We start from the raw sequence: 17,298 nt of genomic DNA on the forward strand, positions 1-17,298 counted from the left end.
GAGGAACATGGCAGAACTAGTAAAAAATACAGGCGGCATGCCCACCGCAGCGCTTGATGATGAAGCGGCATCCCCCTGGAAGGAAGCATGGCATTCTTTTCAAAAAAACAGGCTTGCACTCATTGGCCTTCTAATCGTAATATTCTTTATTGTCATAGCGGCTCTCGCTCCTTATATTGCTCCATACAGTTTCCGGGAACATGTTCTGGCGGACAGGCTTATGCCTCCATCCGAAAAACACTGGTTCGGGACAGATGATTTTGGCCGGGATATTTTTTCGAGAGTTGTCTATGGCGCCCGGATTTCCTTGTGGGTCGGCTTTTTCTCCGTTCTGGCCTCGGCGATTATTGGGACATTTTTAGGAGTCATTGCCGGCTATTATGGGCGTTGGGTGGATGGGCTGATCTCCCGTATATTTGATATCCTGCTTGCATTTCCTAGCATTCTCCTGGCCATCGCGATTGTGGCAATCCTAGGCCCGTCGCTCCAGAATGCGCTAATTGCAATTGCAATTATCAATATTCCCAATTTCGGGAGGCTTGTCCGATCGAAAGTACTGAGTGTAAAGCAGGAGGAATACATTATGTCAGCCAGGGCGGTCGGGATGAGGGACAGCCGCATCCTGTTCAGGCATATCCTGCCGAACAGCGTGACTCCAGTCATCGTCCAGGCGACGCTTGCAATTGCAACGGCCATAATTGAAGCCGCGGCACTTGGATTCCTTGGAATGGGAGCTCGGGTGCCAGACCCTGAATGGGGAAGAATGCTCGCGGATTCAAAGAACTATTTGACCCAGGCCCCGTGGACCTTGTTTTTTCCCGGTATGGCAATCATGCTGACAGTCCTCGGCTTTAATCTTATGGGAGACGGGCTTCGGGATGTGCTTGATCCGAAAATGAAACATTAAACCAGAAGGCTCAGGAGAGTCTTCTTTTTTTTTTTCTAAAAATCAAGGGGACCCCTACTAATAAAAAGGCCCTCCAACCGCTACGGGCCGTGAGTGGATAAGGGAAGCCACCATTGTTAGCAAAAAGTAGATACAAAAGGAGCCGCCCTACTTAGAGGATGGCTCCTTCATTTTTATTGTAATGCGGCTCGGTTTCCTCTGCAAAAGCAACGTCGATTTCAATTATTTCCGAACGGCTTCCAAGCCTGAGTGGCGGCCCCCAGAAGCCAAAACCGGAGGAGACGATTGTGTGCAGTTCCCCTTTTTTCAAATAGCCCCAGTCGATTTCAAATAGCTTTTTTGTAATAAAATGGTTTGGTGCCATTTGTCCGCGGTGGGTGTGGCCGCAAAGTAGAAGGTCAACGCTATTTTCCGCAGCAATCGAGACCTCCGCGGGCTGGTGGTCCATCATGATGATCGGCATGGACGGATCCGTGGCGGCCAAAAGGTCATTCATCCCCTGCCTAAATTTATCGGTCTTATCCTTCCGGCCGGCAAGGAAGAAAGAATCGTCTATTTCTATCACGTCGTCCTGGAGGATTCGGATGCCGACCCTGTCCATTTCCTGGACAAACTCGGGGATGGCTCCGCCATAATATTCATGGTTGCCCAGCACCCCATAAACACCGAGTGGGGCGGACAATCCTTTCATCACTTCACCCATTTTTTTGCGGATGAATGGCTCAAGGTCATCTTCTATGATGTCGCCTGGCAAGAGGATAATATCCGGCTTAATCCCGTTTGCTATTTCGACCAGCCTGCGGAGGTGGGCAAGCCCGGACAAATTGCCAAAATGCATATCAGAAGCCATCGCAATCTTCAGCTTTTGCCGCCCGCCGGCCTGTTTCGGAATCGCAATTGAATAGTTTCTGATTACAGGGCTGTATGCATTATAGGTCCCATAGACGAAAAGAACGGCAAAGACTGCAAGTACAATCAGGCCTGTCCAAAAAATAACTTTACCCGAGGGAAAACCCGTTTCTATCAGAATGAATGCAGCCACGTCGGCAAGCGGCAGCAGGAGCAGCGCATATTGGAATATGCCGAACCAGTAAGAACCGATTATTGTGAAAATCGGCATCCTGAACTTCGCCCGTCCCAGGAGATAGGAGAAAGCCAAAATAAAAACAATAGCGCCGTACAATAGAACTGAAGGCTGCGGCACCCCGACCGATTTAATCCAAACCCAGCCATTCCAGCCAATATATAAAACAAGCAACGAATAGATGATAAAAAAGATTGTAAAACCGGCAATCATTCTTAACTTCATGAAGCGGCTCCTTTCTTGGAGGAAAACTCTAAACTATAAAAGTAGAATAATATAATTGCATTTTTACGTAAATCCTTACGACTTCGTCCGCTCACTCTAACCTTTTGAATTCAATATATATAGTTTGGCATAATTATAGCGAAGTTTGGCATAATTATCGGCATATTCGGCATTATTATCGGCATATTTGGCTTAAATATTGGCTTGTTCGGCATTAATACTGGCATATTTGGCATTATTAAGCCGTCACCACTATTTGCAGGGCTATCCCTGAACGCTTAGGTTTTACTCTGGAAGGAATCTTAAGAAACGATCCCCTTTCCGTTAACGGGGAATTGCGTGATACGTGCGTTTTTGCGAAAATAATTTAGCCTGCTTTAAGATGCCACTCCTGTATGCTATACTGCTTGAGAAACAAGCAATCGGGAGGTTACAGTGATGAAAAGCGCAAGCCCATATGTTTTAGTAAACAACTGCCGTGAGGCGATCGAGTTCTACCAGGGAATTCTTGGCGGTGAGGTAAAAGTACTGAATGAACATGCGGGAAATCTCCTTCACGCCGAGCTTCATTTCGGCAACGGCTCCTACATCCATTTTGCTTTCAAATTTAAGCAGGAACCTGTCCCTGGCGACATGGTCAGGATTATCCTCACGTTGGATACGGAAGAAGAAATCAGAAGCGTATATGAAGCGTTAAGTGAAGAAGGCCAAGTAACGGTTGAATTGCAGGATACCTTCTTTGGCGCGATCCATGGCCAGGTGACCGATAAAAACGGAATCAATTGGGCAATGAATTATTTCAAACAGCAGCAGGCATAAGATGGAGGAGGCATTGTCCAAATGGTGGGCAGTGTCTTTTTTGCTAATAGGGGGAATGTTTATGAAGAGGCGAAAAATTGGGAGGCGTATAGCTGTATTCCTGGCAGTTCTAACCGTGTTCATTTTTTTAAACAATACATCCATCTTTAGCGGCAAGGGTTCCGGGAGCCCCAAGCTTCTTGCCCACAGGGGAGTGGCCCAGACGTTTGATATGTCTGGGATCACGAATGAAACTTGCACGGCTGAACGGATATACCCGCCGGAGCATGGCTACCTGGAAAATACAATCCCTTCAATGGAGGCAGCCTTTAAAGCCGGGGCTGATGTAGTCGAATTGGATATCCATCAAACGAAGGATGGGCAGTTTGCAGTGTTTCATGACTGGGAATTGAACTGCAGGACGAACGGTTCGGGCGTTACAAGGGATTATACGATGGCGGACTTAAAGAAGCTGGATATCGGCTATGGCTACACGGCTGACGGTGGAAAAACCTTTCCATTCAGAGGGAAGGGCATTGCACTGATGCCCTCGCTCGATGAAGTGTTAAAACAGTTTCCTGATAAAGAATTTCTGATTCATATAAAGAGCAATGATCCCAAGGAAGGGAAAATGCTCGCAGACTATTTACGGGGTTTCTCGGAGGAAAGGCTTGGACAGCTAACGGTTTATGGAGGGGACGAGCCGATTGCTTCTCTTAAAGAGGAGCTTCCAGATTTGAGGGCCATGTCAAAGGCTACACTGAAAAGCTGCCTTCTCCCTTATATAGCTGTTGGATGGACGGGATATGTGCCGAAGACGTGCGAGCGGACACAGGTTCACATCCCTGAAAAAATCGCTCCATGGCTATGGGGCTGGCCTGGGAAATTTGTGAGCCGAATGGACAATGCCGGGACGAGGGTAGTCCTTGTTGCCGGCGATGGAGGTTTTTCGGAGGGATTTGATTCTAAAAAGGATATTGAACGGCTTCCAGATAATTTCCCGGGCTGGATTTGGACAAACAGGATTGACAAGGTTGCAAGTGAGTTTGTGAAATAGTGAAATTCTAGAAAAAAACAGGCTGCGAATTGGCAGCCTGTTTTTTGGTGTCACCGTTCCTTACTAAAATTTACTACATATATATATTTATACAGTTAAATGTATAACGCTTTTTTCTTCAAGCTGAATTATTAAGGCTAAAGGCCTGATTTTTAAAAAAAATAAAGTTTTTTAAAAGACAACTTGCATAATTATGAATATATAATTATAATAATTCATTATTGGGGGGATGAAAAGTGAAAGCAGCAATAATAGGCGGCACTGGCTACAGTGCGCTCGAACTGATCAGAATTATCAACAATCATCCATATTTACAACTTGGGCCAATCATATCGAGTTCCAATGCAGGTATAGGGTTCAGTGATATATTTCCGCATACAGCCGGAGTAATTAACCAGGAAATGACCAGCTTTAACGCTGATAGCATATGCAAGGAAGCCGAAATTGTGTTCACTGCCGTTCCATCCGGCATTAGCAAAACACTTATTCCCCAACTGGCGGAAAACGGTGCACGGTGCATTGATTTATCGGGGGATCTCAGGCTGAAATCACCGGAAACCTATGAAAAGTGGTACAATCATTCGCCAGCCGATGAGCAAACAATTAGCCAGGCGGTTTACGGATTAAGTGAAATCTATCAGGAAAAAATAAAGAGTTCGAATATCATAGCCAATCCGGGCTGTTACCCGACAGCTTCCCTTTTGGGGCTGCTGCCAGTTATAAAGTCCGGTCTTGCAGACTTGAAGTCTATCATTATCGATGCGAAATCAGGGGTTTCAGGAGCAGGGAGGGGAGTATCCCTGGGAACTCATTTTTCAGAAGTGAATGAAAACATGAAGGCCTACAAGCTTGGTACTCACCAGCATATTCCTGAAATTGAACAAATTCTTTCCTTTGAAGCTGATGAGCCTGTAATGGTGACCTTCACAGCCCATCTTGCTCCGATGACGAGAGGAATCCTGGCCACGATTTATGTGAACTTATCACAATCGGTCAAGGTTGATGAAATACAGGAGATTTACCAAGAATTTTACGCAGGCCATCCTTTTGTCCGAATAAGGCCAGTCGGCAATTTTCCGGCAACGAAGGAAGTAGCCGGGAGCAATTACTGTGATATCGGGCTATATGTGGACGAACGGACCCAGAGGCTGACGATTGTCTCTGCAATCGACAACTTAATGAAGGGTGCGGCGGGCCAGGCAATACAAAATGCAAACTTGATGAATGGTTGGGATGTCCGGGCAGGACTGGAGGATATCCCGCACTATTTGTAGCAATAGAATCGAACTACTAAACAATCAGAATATGAATGCTTTTTAAAAAAAAAGGAAGAGGGAGGAATATCACCGTGCAAGCAACAACGAATGGGGAATCAAGTTTGAAAGAAAAGGGTGGCTTCTGCCTCCCAAAAGGGTTTAAAGCCGGGGGAATGCACTGCGGAATCAAAAGAAAACGAAATGACCTTGGGTATATTGTTTCGGAAGTCCCAGCAGTTGCGGCAGGAGTCTACACAACAAACAGTTTCCAGGCGGCCCCTCTTGCCGTTACACAAAAAAGCATTGCTGTTGAAAATAAAATCCAAGCACTGATTGTAAACTCCGGGAACGCAAACGCCTGTACAGGTGAACAGGGAATTCAGGATGCTTATGAGATGCAGCAGCGTTTTGCCTCCAAGCTGGGAATTGGAAGCCACCTCGTTGCGGTAACCTCTACAGGTGTCATTGGTGAACTGCTTCCAATGGATTGCATTCGACATGGAATAGATTCAATCCTAGAAACGGGCTTTGAAGGAGAAAACGAGTTTCAAAAAGCCATTTTAACGACAGATACATGCGTAAAAAGTGCAGTTTCAGAGATTGAGATTAACGGGAAGGGCGTAACAATCAGCGGAGCGGCCAAGGGATCGGGAATGGTCCATCCGAATATGGCCACCATGCTTGCCTTCGTTACAACCGATGCCAACGTCGAACAGGCAGCACTGCTTTCGGCTTTGAAGGATACAACGAATAAGACCTTCAATATGATTACGGTCGATGGGGACTCAAGCACGAATGATATGGTTCTCGTCATGGCAAACGGCCTAGCGGAAAACGAAGCCCTCAATGAGGCCCACCCGGATTGGCAGGCTTTTGCAGCTGGGTTGAAGGAAGTTTGCGAATCGCTTGCAAAGCAAATCGCCCGCGATGGTGAAGGAGCGACAAAGCTTGTCGAGGTAAAAGTCATCGGTGCCGAGAACATGGAAGCAGCAAGGGCGATAGGCAAAACGATCATATCCTCGAACCTTGTCAAAACAGCCATTTACGGCGAGGATGCCAACTGGGGCCGGATTGTTGCGGCAATTGGCTACAGCGGCGTTCCGGTTGTTCCTGAAAAGGTAGCGGTCTCGATTGGATCCTATCCGGTTTTTGCAAACGGATTGCCACTCCCTTTTTCCGAGGAGGACGTGAAAACGTATCTTGGAGGAACCGAAATAGATATTCTGGTTGAGCTGAACCAGGGCGATGCCGAGGCGTCTGCCTGGGGCTGCGACCTTACGTATGACTATGTGAAAATCAACGCATCCTACCGGACCTGATTGTCCAGCGGGATTAATGAGAAAAATTTTGTCAGGAGGAAGAGGATGCGCTACATGGTAATAAAGTGCGGCGGGAGCATTATGGATGACATGCCGCAATCGATATTTGAAGACATTGTTGCGTTGAAAAAATCAGGAGAATGGGCACCGGTCATCGTCCACGGTGGCGGACCGCTGATTACCTCCCTTTTGGCAAAATTGAACATTGAAACCGAATTTGCCGGAGGGCTTAGGGTCACGAGCCATGAGGTGCTGGACGTTGCGGAAATGGCGCTGAGCGGCCTTGCGAATAAACAGATTGTCCGGAATTTTTCCCAGGCAGGCGGGAGCGCCATCGGCATCAGCGGGACGGATGGCGGCCTTCTGGAAGCCAGGCCTGCCGATAACGCCGGAATGCTTGGCTTTGTCGGTGAAGTTTCCAGGGTGAAAACCTCCATTATCGATCATCTAGTGAATGGCGGCTTCATACCGGTCATTTCCCCGATTGGAGTGGATGGAACCGGGCAGCGGTACAACATTAATGGCGACACAGCTGCCGCGGCAATCGCAGCTTCTCTAGGTGCCAGCCTTTGTTTTATTAGCGATATTCCGGGAATCCTTGTTGAAAAGGACGGAGGAAAAGTGAAAATGGACGGGGCCACTCCAAGTGATATTGAAGAACTCATTGAATCAGGGCAAATTTGGGGTGGGATGATTCCAAAGGTTCGCGCTGCGTCGAAGGCACTCAGCCACGGAGTCCGGGAGGCGGTAATCATCAGTGGCCTCGAGCCAGGCAGCCTGCTATCATACGCCCGCGGAGAATCGGAAGGAACGAAAATTTCCCTTGAACAGGAGGCCATCCATGGCAACTCATAATACAGCCGAACAAGAATCGGCAATCATGCAAACGTATAGCAGATTCCCAATTTCCCTCGCAAAAGGGAAAGGGAGCCATGTGTGGGATACAGACGGGAATCAATACCTTGATTTCACTTCCGGGATTGCGGTGTGCAACCTGGGCCATGTACCCGACTCGGTCAAAAACGCAATTGAAATACAACTGAATGAATTATGGCATTGCTCAAACCTTTACCATATTCCGGGCCAGGAACAACTAGCTAAGATTCTTGTTGAAAACAGCTTCGGTGATTATGTGTTTTTCTGCAACAGCGGAACCGAAGCGAATGAGGCGGCTATCAAGCTTGCTAGAAGGTATGCAAGGAAGGTAAAGGGAAGCGACTCGGGTGAGATTTTTACCTTTAGGCAGTCCTTCCATGGCAGGACAATGGCGGCGCTGTCGGCAACAGGCCAGGAAAAAATCCAGGATGGATTCAGTCCGCTCCTGCCAGGATTTAGTTACCTTGGATTCAATGATATGGCTGCGCTCGAAGAAATTAAGGCCAGCAGTGCCTGCGCAGTCCTGCTCGAGCTAGTCCAAGGGGAGGGCGGAGTTATACCGGCTGATCCTCTGTGGGTGAAAGAACTTGAGCACATTTGCAAGGAAAAAGGCATCCTGCTAATGATCGATGAAGTCCAGACCGGAATGGGCCGGACTGGAACCTTGTTTGCATACGAGCAGTACGGAATCGTGCCTGATATCATCTCCATTGCAAAAGGGCTTGGCTCTGGGTTCCCTATCGGTGCAATTATTGCCGGAAGTGAAGCCGCTAAGGGATTTGAACCGGGAAGCCACGGCAGTACATTCGGCGGCAATCCGCTTGCGGCAACAGCTGGCCTTGCAACCGTAAAAACGTTGCTTGAGGGCAGCATCATGACAGAAGCGGGTCAACTGGCAAGCTATCTTGATGAAGGGTTATCCGCTTTGAAAGAAAAGCATACATGTGTGAAAGAAATCCGCGGCTTGGGGCTTTTAAAAGGAATAAAGGTTGAGGGCAACGCTCTTGATATTGTCAAAGAGGCTTTACAGCAACGGCTGCTTATTTTATCGGCTGGCCCGGAGGTTGTCCGGATTCTCCCGCCTTTAACGGCAACGAAAGAAGAAGTGGATAACTTCCTATCAATTCTTGATAACGTGCTCGCGAAATTTTAGCGATATTGGTGATGGATTGTCTGATTGAATATAGTGAAACGCCCGTTCCAAGATAATGCGGGATGAAGAAAGTTACTACAACGGAGGGGAAAAGCATGCTCAACGCAATTAGAAACGGAGAATCATTTGTACCGAATTTAAAAGGGAAGGACTTCTTAAAGCTGGCGGACTTTACATCGGAAGAGCTGGGCTGGCTGCTTGAAACGGCAGTTCAGCTAAAAAAGGCCCAAAAACAGGGGAAACCTCAGCCATTTTTAAGCGGAAAAGTTTTAGGGATGATCTTTGAAAAGTCTTCGACACGGACACGTGTATCTTTTGAGGTTGGGATGATGCAGCTTGGCGGCCAAGCCATCTTTTTAAGCACAAAGGATATCCAGCTTGGACGCGGAGAAACAATTGCCGACACAGCAAAAGTCCTGTCAAGGTATGTTGATGCGGTGATGATCCGAACTTTTGGGCACGGGCGAATTGAGGAGTTTGCCGAGCATGCTTCCGTCCCAGTCATCAATGGGCTGACTGACCTCCATCACCCAGCCCAGGTATTGGCCGACCTGCTAACAATCTATGAACATAAAGGGGAGCTTGAAGGCTTAAAGCTTTGCTACATTGGGGACGGCAATAACAATATGGCGCACTCCCTTCTTGAAGGGGCTGTCAAGATGGGCATGGATATCAGAATTGCGAGCCCGGACGGTTACGCTCCAAACAGCGCGATTGTAAGCCAGGTGAAAAAAGAGGCAGGCTTGACGGGAAGCAGCGTTTTAATAACCGGGAATCCCCAAGAAGCGATTTCCGGTGCCGATGTGGTCGTCACGGATGTTTGGACGAGCATGGGACAGGAAGAGGAAGCACAGGAACGCCTTTCCAAATTCGCTCCGTTCCAGGTAAACGATGAGCTTTGCAGCCTGGCCAACAAGGATTATCTCTTCCTGCACTGCCTGCCTGCCCACCGCGGCGAGGAAGTTACAGCTGAAATCATCGATGGTTCTCATTCCGTCGTGTTCGACGAAGCGGAAAACAGGCTCCACGCCCAAAAGGCAATCCTAAAAGCGTTGCTGGTTGGATAATAAAACGGATTTTTTAAAAAAACGAAACAGAAATAGCTCTTTCCTATAAATCAAATCAACTAAAGAGGTGCAAACATGGCAAAAGAAAAAATCGTTTTGGCATATTCAGGTGGATTGGACACATCCGTTTCTGTTAAATGGATCCAGGAAAAGTACGGGTATGACGTTATTGCGCTCGGACTCGATGTCGGGGAAGGCAAGGATTTGGAAGCCATCCGTACAAAAGCGCTGAATGTCGGCGCAATCAAGGCCTACATGATTGATGCGAAAGAGATTTTAGCAAAGGAATATATTGTACCTGCCCTGAAGGCGAACTGCCTATATGAAGGGAAATATCCACTCTCATCCGCGCTGTCAAGGCCGCTTATTTCAAAATTACTCGTTGAAGTTGCCGAAAAGGAAGGCGCGGCCGCTGTAGCCCATGGCTGTACAGGGAAAGGGAACGACCAGGTCCGCTTCGAGGTTTCAATTCAGGCGTTGAACCCGAACCTCAAGGTCATCGCTCCTGTCCGTGAATGGGGAATGACGAGGGACGAGGAAATCAAGTATGCCGAGGAAAAAGGAATTCCAATCCCTGTCGACCTCGATAATCCGTTCTCGATAGACGCGAATATTTGGGGACGCGCCTGTGAGGCCGGCGTTCTTGAAGATCCATGGGCCGAGGCTCCAGAAGCGGCATTCGACTGGACGAATCCGATTGAACTCACTCCGGACGCGGCGGAATATATTGAAATCGATTTTGAAAAAGGTGTTCCAACAGGGCTGAATGGCGAGCAGCTGCCGCTTGTCGAGCTGATCGAAAAGCTGAATGAGCTCGGCGGAAAGCATGGCATTGGCCGTATCGACCATATCGAAAACCGCCTTGTCGGCATTAAGTCGAGGGAAGTGTACGAAAATCCTGCCGCTCTGATCCTTATCCAAGCGCACAAGGAGCTAGAATTCCTGACACTTCCGCGTGAGGTAACCCAATTCAAGACGCAGGTCGATCAGCAGATGGCGAAAATCGTTTATGAAGGCCTTTGGTACTCACCGCTAAAAGCCGCGCTGGATGCGTTTGTCGACCAGACTCAGGAAGTCGTGACTGGTACAATCCGCGTCAAGCTCCATAAAGGGACCCATATGACTGTTGGCCGTAAATCTCCGTACAGCCTGTATAACGAAGAACTTGCTACTTATTCGAAGGGCGACGCGTTCGACCATCGTGCGGCTGAAGGCTTCATCAAAATTTGGGGTTTGCCGACAAAGGTCTATTCCGAGGTTAATAACAAGCAGTCCGTCCTGAAATAGGCATTGTGCCGGCTGGACGATTCCAATTAAACAACAATCCAAACTAAACGTGCGGCTTCCTCTGAAAAATGGGGAAGCCTGCATGTATCATCAGGAGGCAGGCTTATGTCAAAATTATGGGGCGGCCGTTTTACAAAAGAAACAAATAAATTGGTTGAGGAGTTTACCGCTTCAATTTCTTTTGATAAAAAGCTGGTCGCGGAGGACATTGAAGGAAGCCTTGCCCATGCAAAAATGCTGGGCGAGTGCGGAATCATTCCAATGGAAGACGTCGAGAAAATTGTAGGCGGGCTCCAAAAAATCAGTGAGATGGCCAAAAACAACGAGATTGAGTTTTTTATAGAAGATGAAGATATCCATATGAATATCGAGAAAAAACTGATTGAACTGATCGGCCCAGTTGGCGGAAAGCTGCATACCGGCAGAAGCCGGAACGACCAGGTCGCAACGGATATGCACCTGTATCTCAGGACCAAGACCAATGAACTGATTGGCCTTGTCGGGAATGTCCAGGAAGCGATTGTCGAGAAGGCGAAGCAGCATATTGATACGCTGATTCCTGGCTATACCCATTTGCAGCGCGCCCAGCCCGTTTCATTCGCGCATCACTTAATGGCGTATTTCTGGATGCTTGAACGGGACAGGGAAAGGCTCCAGGACAGCCTGAAACGAGTAAACTGGATGCCGCTTGGAGCGGGTGCGCTTGCGGGGACCACTTTTCCGATCAATCGGGAACTGACGGCCGAAATGCTTGGCTTTGAAACGATTTACCCGAACAGTATGGATGCGGTTAGCGACAGGGATTTCATCCTTGAGTTTTTATCGATTGGCTCCATCATCATGACGCATATTTCGAGACTCTCCGAAGAATTGATCATCTGGTCTAGCCAGGAGTTCCGTTTTGTTGAGCTCGATGATTCGTTCTGCACAGGATCAAGCATCATGCCGCAAAAGAAGAACCCCGATGTCCCGGAGCTTTTGCGCGGAAAAACAGGAAGGGTATATGGTAATTTGGTTGGCCTCTTGACTGTTTTGAAAGGCTTGCCGCTTGCCTATAACAAGGATTTGCAGGAAGACAAGGAAGGCATGTTTGACACGGTTGAAACGCTGGAAGGCTCATTAAAGCTGCTTGCCCCAATGATTGAAACGATGAAGGTGAACGGAGAAGTCATGCGCCAGGCGCTGAATGAAGATTTCTCAAACGCGACCGATATCGCCGACTATCTTGCGGGAAAAGGTATGCCATTCCGTGAAGCGCACGAAGTGATTGGGAAAATCGTTCTCTATTGCATCCAGAACAACAAATACCTTCTCGATTTATCCATGGATGAATACAGGTCCTTCAGCGAACACTTCCAAGGCGACATATACAAAATACTAACACCAGAACACGTCGCCGGCGCCCGAAACAGCTATGGAGGAACCGCACCCGGCCAAATCCAAAAACAAATCCAACTCGCCGAATCCTTATTGGCCTAGTTTGAGGGTGCCAGGTACCACTGTGGACATTTTTTGTTCCACTATGGTGCCTGGCACTTTTTGGTTTGTAATAATGCAAATCGGTATCCGTTTTCTCTTATTTAAGGCATAATATAGGAAATCATTTCTTGGATAGGGGGAGTTCATTCCTATGAAGCTTAGGGTTTCTGCGGTTCAGTATCATCTTCATACGATTTCGTCTTTTGAGGAGTTTGCGGCACAGTGCGAGCATTACATAAAAACGGCGGAGGAATTCGGATCCGAGTTTGTCTTGTTTCCCGAGTTTTTCACCACTCAGCTTCTTTCAATTGGAGATGAATCAGGTAAAGCACTGACAATCAATGATCTTCCGAATTTCACGGAACAGTACCGCGAGTTATTTGCCTCTTTCGCGAAAAAAACAGGCATGCACATCATTGGCGGCACCCATGTAGTCGAAAGGGGAGGCAAGCTCTATAATACAGCCCATTTATTTTATCCGGATGGGAGAATAGAAGAGCAGGCGAAGCTTCATATCACTCCCACCGAGGTTCATGAATGGAATATGGAGAAAGGTGACAGCTTCCGGATTTTTGACACGGAAAAAGGCAAAATCGCCATTCTTACATGCTATGATATCGAGTTCCCGGAAATTGTCCGAATGGCCAAGGCGAAGGGAGCTGACGTCATTTTCTGCCCATCGTGTACCGATGACCGCCACGGATTCCACCGCGTCCGCTACACAAGCCATGCGCGGGCAATCGAAAACCAGGTGTACGTGGTTTTGACAGGGACAGTCGGAGCCCTGCCGACCGTCGATTTCATGCGCCTTAATTTCGGGCAGGCTGTCGTCATAACGCCGAATGACATCCCATTCCCGCCAAAAGGACTGATGGTTGAAGGGGAAATTAATGACGATATGATTGTGACCGCCGATTTGGACCTGGAGCTTTTATATGAAGTTCGTGAGCGCGGCTCTGTTACAACGTGGCGAGACAGAAGGACCGATTTGTACGTGGATTGGGAAAAATCTGAATCGGAAGGGTGAGGAGGATGTACAAAAGCGAATTTTTTGTATACGAGCAGGACAAGCCGTTTTCCGTATGTATCAGGACTTATAATGAGGACGATTTTGACGGGCTCATAAAAATCCAGTCCGAATGTTTCCCGCCGCCATTCCCATCTGATTTATGGTGGAATAAGGAACAGCTGGCCAATCATGTAGAAATTTTTCCGGAAGGCGCGCTCTGCGTTTTAGTGGACGGGGAACTTGCAGGCTCACTCACCGGTTTGCGTGTCAATTTTGACCCAGCCCACCCGGAACACACGTGGGAGGAAGTAACGGACAATGGCTATATCCGGACCCACCTGCCTGAAGGGAACTCACTTTATATAGTCGATATCAGTGTCAGGCCGAAGTACCGGAAGCTTGGCCTTGGGAAATTGTTGATGCATGCGATGTATCATGTGGTCATAGAACAAGGCATCGACAGGCTGGTTGGCGGGAGCAGGATGCCGGGCTACCAAAAGGTTGCTTCATCGATGGCCCCTGAGCAATATCTTGAAAAAGTGATGGCGGGCGAACTGAAGGACCCGGTCATAACCTTCCTTCTCCGTTGCGGCCGTGTCCCTGTAGCCGTAGTGAAAGATTACCTTGAAGATGAAGAATCGGGCAACTTTGCAGTAATCATGGAATGGAAAAACCCATTTAAAAACGAAGGAGTACCTGGAAATGGAATATAAACGCATAACAAGCATTGAAGACCCCAACTTCCGGAAGTTGCATAACCTGATGGGAGAAATTTTCCCACCGGAGGAGGTGCTCGAATACAGCCTGTGGAAGGAACCGCTCGAGGACCCAGGCATCCGAGTGTTTGTCGCTGTCGATGGAGACGAGGTAGTTGGCGCGACCGAATACCGTTATTATGAAAACTGGAACATTGCCATGACCGACTTTACGATTATCGGCCAGCCTGGCAAGGGAATTGGCCGCTTCCTGGCCGTGAACCGAATGAAGGACTTGAAGGAACTGGCTAGTAAAAATGGCAAGGAATTATACGGCATGTTCGCTGAAATTTATAATCCTTACCGTGTAGAAGACTACGAGTTTGGCGGTGTCAAGGTAATGGATCCTTATGTCCGCCGCGAAGTACTTTCCCATCTCGGCTACAAGCGCCTTGATCTTGATTATGTCCACCCATCCTGGGAAAATAATGGGGAGGCTGTTTCCGGATTGGACCTCGGCTTCATGCCGGGCGACGACAGCAAGGATGCCATCGAAGCTGCACTCGTTGTCGATTTCCTGACTACCTATTACTCTGTCCTGTCCAACAAGCCAAAGGAATGGCTGGATATGATTGAATCACTAAGGGCAAAAGAAACCATAGCCCTCCTGCCATTGTAGGAAATAGGACGCGCCGCCCTTTTGTTAATGGGCGGCGCGTTTTTTCTGGTTGGTGGCTAAACACGGAACTTGTATTAAGACGTTCCAGGTAACAGAAGGGCCATCCAATTGGCTGTAAATTTCTGTTAGGCAGAATTATTCTCTAATTTAGCATTAATAATTCTTCGTTTGGCATTAATAATTCCTGATTCGGCATTAATATTGGTGATTTCGGCATTATTACCGCCTGATTTGGCATTAATGCCAAACATATCAATAAATATAGGTGTCATTTAACCATGTTATTCCTTAGCACGCCTCTTAAACTCCACCAATCTATCAGATAAAGCCAGTTCGACAAGTATGTTCTGAAAAGCCAGCACTGACTCGATGTCCACGTATTCCTCATCACCGTGCCAATCCCCGCCAGCGGGACCGAATTCAATCGCCGGTATTCCGTGTTTTGCAAAAAAGACTGTATCCGCACTGCCATGCTGGCCAAAATAATTGGCTTCCCGCCCGGTATGCCGTTGCACGATTTCGCCCAGCAGTTGCAGGAAGGGGTGGCTGCGGTCTGTATCGACGGGATTTGAAAACATTCCAGGAAACAGTTCCGCGCCCTCAATCCCGCTGATTTGGCCTAGAATTTCATCCTTATTCTGACCGGGAAGATAGCGGATATCGAACCCCATCGTGCATTGATCAGGAACAACGTTATAGGCCCCGCCTGCATTTATTTTCGCCAAATTGATCGACGGTTTGTCATAGTATTCACTGCTTTCGCGGGCAAAAGGGAGGCCGAGAATTTCACGGTAAATTCCATATGCCTTCTCAATCGCATTAACCCCTTCCCATGGGCGGCTTCCATGTGCCGGCTTTCCGGCTGCCAGTACATCTGTACGGAGAACGCCCTTCGCCTGGTGGGCGATGCCAAGCCCCGTCGGCTCACCGCAAATAGCGAAATCGCCTCTGTAGCCGTTTTCGACAAGGAAGCCTGTGCAATTGAATCCGCCAATTTCTTCATCTGAAACTATCTGCAACTGAACCTTAATTCCGAGCTCCTTCCCATTAATTTGGGCAAGTGCGGCCATCATTGCCGCGACACCGGCTTTCATATCAGCCGATCCCCTTCCGTAGATCTTGCCGTCTCGTTCAAAAGGGAAGAACTGGCTGGGCTTTGCGGCAACCACATCGACATGCCCATTCAGGACAAGGGTGAAATCGCCACTGCCTATTTCGGATACAAGCATAGTGAAGCCATTGTTTTCGAAAAAAGATACAGGAAGGCCTTTTCCGCGGAGCCAGTCACCGCAAAATCGTACTGCTTTATTAGCCCCTTCAACCGAACTGCTGTCTATGGAAATCAAATCGTTAAGCAATTTAAGTACCAAACTACCCATCTCCATTCAACTATCTAATCAAATTCTTTCTTGTAAAAAAGCCCTTAATACAGTTTGCGTTAGAGAGATCCGGGAAAGCAGCTTAGAAAATAGTAAATTCCCGCATTCTCCCTCACCTAAACTAATTTTTGGGATTCCTACAGTTATTCAGAGGGATATCCACAAAAAGAACGTTATTTTAACAATCATCAACAGACTTATCCACTTTATCCACAGACATATCCCCAAATGTTATGCACAAAACCCATATTTAACACTCCCTTATTTTCTTATCGCCACCAAACTTATCCACAATATCCCCGATATCCACAGTTGTTCACATTTTATTCATATACACACTATAAACATAGTAAAATATATAAAAACATATTGAAAGTTTTTAATCGACGGAGTATAGTAAGGGTGTAGAAAGTAAGTGAAAACATTCACAAACTTAAGCCATAAACGACAGAACTTATCTCGAAACTATATTTTTTTCTTTAAGTATGTGAATAATTTCACAAAAAACTAAAACAGGAGTTGGTTAAGATGAAAAAATGGTACGAAACACCACAAGCCGCAGCACTTTGGACAATCGCCAGAATCTGGCTTGGCCTACAATGGGTTGAAGCAGGCTGGCACAAAATTACCGGAGGATTTGATGCAGGAGGTTTCCTTCAAGGAGCCATGGCAAAAGCCGGCGGAGATCATCCAGCCGTCCAAGGCTGGTATGCTGATTTCCTGCAAAGCGTAGCAGTTCCAAATGTAGACCTCTTTAATGTCCTGATTCCTTGGGGTGAAACACTTGTTGGAGTTGGGCTGATCCTTGGAGCAGCAACAATCCCGGCCTTAATCGCAGCTGCGTTCATGAACCTGAACTTCTTGCTTGCCGGCACAACTAGCACAAACCCAATCCTTTACACAGTAGCATTTGTCCTCTTGTTCGCTGGAAGCGGCGCAACCTACTGGGGCGTTGACCGATTCGCAGTCCCTTATCTAAAGGCGGCAATCAATAAGAAGGCAGCCGTAAATAAAGCATAATAGTACAC

Annotated in this window: 17 protein-coding genes and 1 pseudogene; 15 read left to right on the top strand and 3 right to left on the bottom strand. The window is 47.6% G+C overall.

What is annotated here, in order from left to right:
• Positions 1-7: 7 nt before the first annotated feature.
• Positions 8-907, top strand: a complete 900-nt coding sequence (locus AR337_RS14135; protein ID WP_059172653.1) for an ABC transporter permease — start codon at positions 8-10, stop codon at positions 905-907.
• A gap of 151 nt (positions 908-1,058) precedes the next feature.
• Here the strand turns inward: AR337_RS14135 and AR337_RS14140 are convergent, their stop codons facing one another.
• Positions 1,059-2,216, bottom strand: a complete 1,158-nt coding sequence (locus AR337_RS14140; RefSeq protein ID WP_059172654.1) for a metallophosphoesterase — start codon at positions 2,214-2,216, stop codon at positions 1,059-1,061.
• A 260-nt stretch (positions 2,217-2,476) separates the two neighbouring features.
• Here AR337_RS14140 and AR337_RS23790 point away from each other — a divergent pair.
• The 13 genes and pseudogenes from AR337_RS23790 to AR337_RS14200 all read left to right on the top strand — a co-directional run.
• Positions 2,477-2,587: pseudogene (locus AR337_RS23790) on the top strand (GNAT family N-acetyltransferase); the annotation flags it as partial.
• A gap of 67 nt (positions 2,588-2,654) precedes the next feature.
• Positions 2,655-3,035, top strand: a complete 381-nt coding sequence (locus AR337_RS14145; protein WP_059172655.1) for a glyoxalase/bleomycin resistance/extradiol dioxygenase family protein — start codon at positions 2,655-2,657, stop codon at positions 3,033-3,035.
• 55 nt (positions 3,036-3,090) lie between these two features.
• A complete protein-coding gene (locus tag AR337_RS14150) occupies positions 3,091-4,071 on the top strand; it encodes a glycerophosphodiester phosphodiesterase family protein (protein WP_059172767.1) in 981 nt (326 codons plus the stop codon).
• A gap of 236 nt (positions 4,072-4,307) precedes the next feature.
• Positions 4,308-5,345: an N-acetyl-gamma-glutamyl-phosphate reductase gene (gene argC, locus AR337_RS14155; protein ID WP_059172656.1), complete on the top strand. Its 1,038-nt coding sequence runs from the start codon at positions 4,308-4,310 to the stop codon at positions 5,343-5,345.
• Between the two features lie 74 nt (positions 5,346-5,419).
• Entirely contained in the window at positions 5,420-6,646 is a 1,227-nt protein-coding gene (gene argJ, locus AR337_RS14160; RefSeq protein ID WP_253701739.1) for a bifunctional ornithine acetyltransferase/N-acetylglutamate synthase, read from the top strand.
• A gap of 45 nt (positions 6,647-6,691) precedes the next feature.
• The gene (gene argB / locus AR337_RS14165) at positions 6,692-7,501 is read left to right on the top strand and encodes an acetylglutamate kinase (protein WP_059172657.1); all 810 of its coding nucleotides are present in this window, start codon (positions 6,692-6,694) and stop codon (positions 7,499-7,501) included.
• Positions 7,488-8,675, top strand: coding sequence for an acetylornithine transaminase (locus AR337_RS14170; RefSeq protein WP_059172658.1), 1,188 nt, complete (start codon positions 7,488-7,490; stop codon positions 8,673-8,675). The genes argB and AR337_RS14170 overlap by 14 nt, the downstream gene beginning before the upstream one ends.
• Before the next feature lie 95 nt (positions 8,676-8,770).
• Positions 8,771-9,742, top strand: coding sequence for an ornithine carbamoyltransferase (gene argF, locus AR337_RS14175; protein WP_059172659.1), 972 nt, complete (start codon positions 8,771-8,773; stop codon positions 9,740-9,742).
• A gap of 75 nt (positions 9,743-9,817) precedes the next feature.
• Positions 9,818-11,029: an argininosuccinate synthase gene (locus AR337_RS14180; protein ID WP_059172660.1), complete on the top strand. Its 1,212-nt coding sequence runs from the start codon at positions 9,818-9,820 to the stop codon at positions 11,027-11,029.
• A 105-nt stretch (positions 11,030-11,134) separates the two neighbouring features.
• A complete protein-coding gene (argH, locus tag AR337_RS14185; RefSeq protein WP_059172661.1) occupies positions 11,135-12,508 on the top strand; it encodes an argininosuccinate lyase in 1,374 nt (457 codons plus the stop codon).
• Between the two features lie 151 nt (positions 12,509-12,659).
• The gene (locus AR337_RS14190) at positions 12,660-13,535 is read left to right on the top strand and encodes a carbon-nitrogen hydrolase family protein (protein ID WP_059172662.1); all 876 of its coding nucleotides are present in this window, start codon (positions 12,660-12,662) and stop codon (positions 13,533-13,535) included.
• A 5-nt stretch (positions 13,536-13,540) separates the two neighbouring features.
• Positions 13,541-14,230, top strand: coding sequence for a GNAT family N-acetyltransferase (locus AR337_RS14195; RefSeq protein WP_059172663.1), 690 nt, complete (start codon positions 13,541-13,543; stop codon positions 14,228-14,230).
• Positions 14,220-14,891, top strand: coding sequence for a hypothetical protein (locus AR337_RS14200; protein ID WP_059172664.1), 672 nt, complete (start codon positions 14,220-14,222; stop codon positions 14,889-14,891). The genes AR337_RS14195 and AR337_RS14200 overlap by 11 nt, the downstream gene beginning before the upstream one ends.
• A gap of 125 nt (positions 14,892-15,016) precedes the next feature.
• Here AR337_RS14200 and AR337_RS23210 read toward each other — a convergent pair whose 3' ends face one another.
• Together AR337_RS23210 and AR337_RS14205 are read right to left on the bottom strand one after the other, a co-directional pair.
• Positions 15,017-15,163: a hypothetical protein gene (locus AR337_RS23210; RefSeq protein ID WP_156424406.1), complete on the bottom strand. Its 147-nt coding sequence runs from the start codon at positions 15,161-15,163 to the stop codon at positions 15,017-15,019.
• Positions 15,164-15,172: 9 nt separating this feature from the next.
• Positions 15,173-16,270 carry a M20 family metallopeptidase gene (locus AR337_RS14205; RefSeq protein ID WP_172797547.1) on the bottom strand — a complete coding sequence of 366 codons (1,098 nt, stop codon included), beginning with the start codon at positions 16,268-16,270 and terminating at the stop codon, positions 15,173-15,175.
• A 528-nt stretch (positions 16,271-16,798) separates the two neighbouring features.
• Between AR337_RS14205 and AR337_RS14210 the strand changes: the two genes are divergently transcribed.
• A complete protein-coding gene (locus AR337_RS14210) occupies positions 16,799-17,290 on the top strand; it encodes a DoxX family protein (RefSeq protein WP_059172666.1) in 492 nt (163 codons plus the stop codon).
• Positions 17,291-17,298 lie beyond the last annotated feature (8 nt).

It is taken from the genome of Bacillus sp. FJAT-27445 (assembly GCF_001510665.1).
GTDB lineage: Bacteria > Bacillota > Bacilli > Bacillales > Cytobacillaceae > Bacillus_D.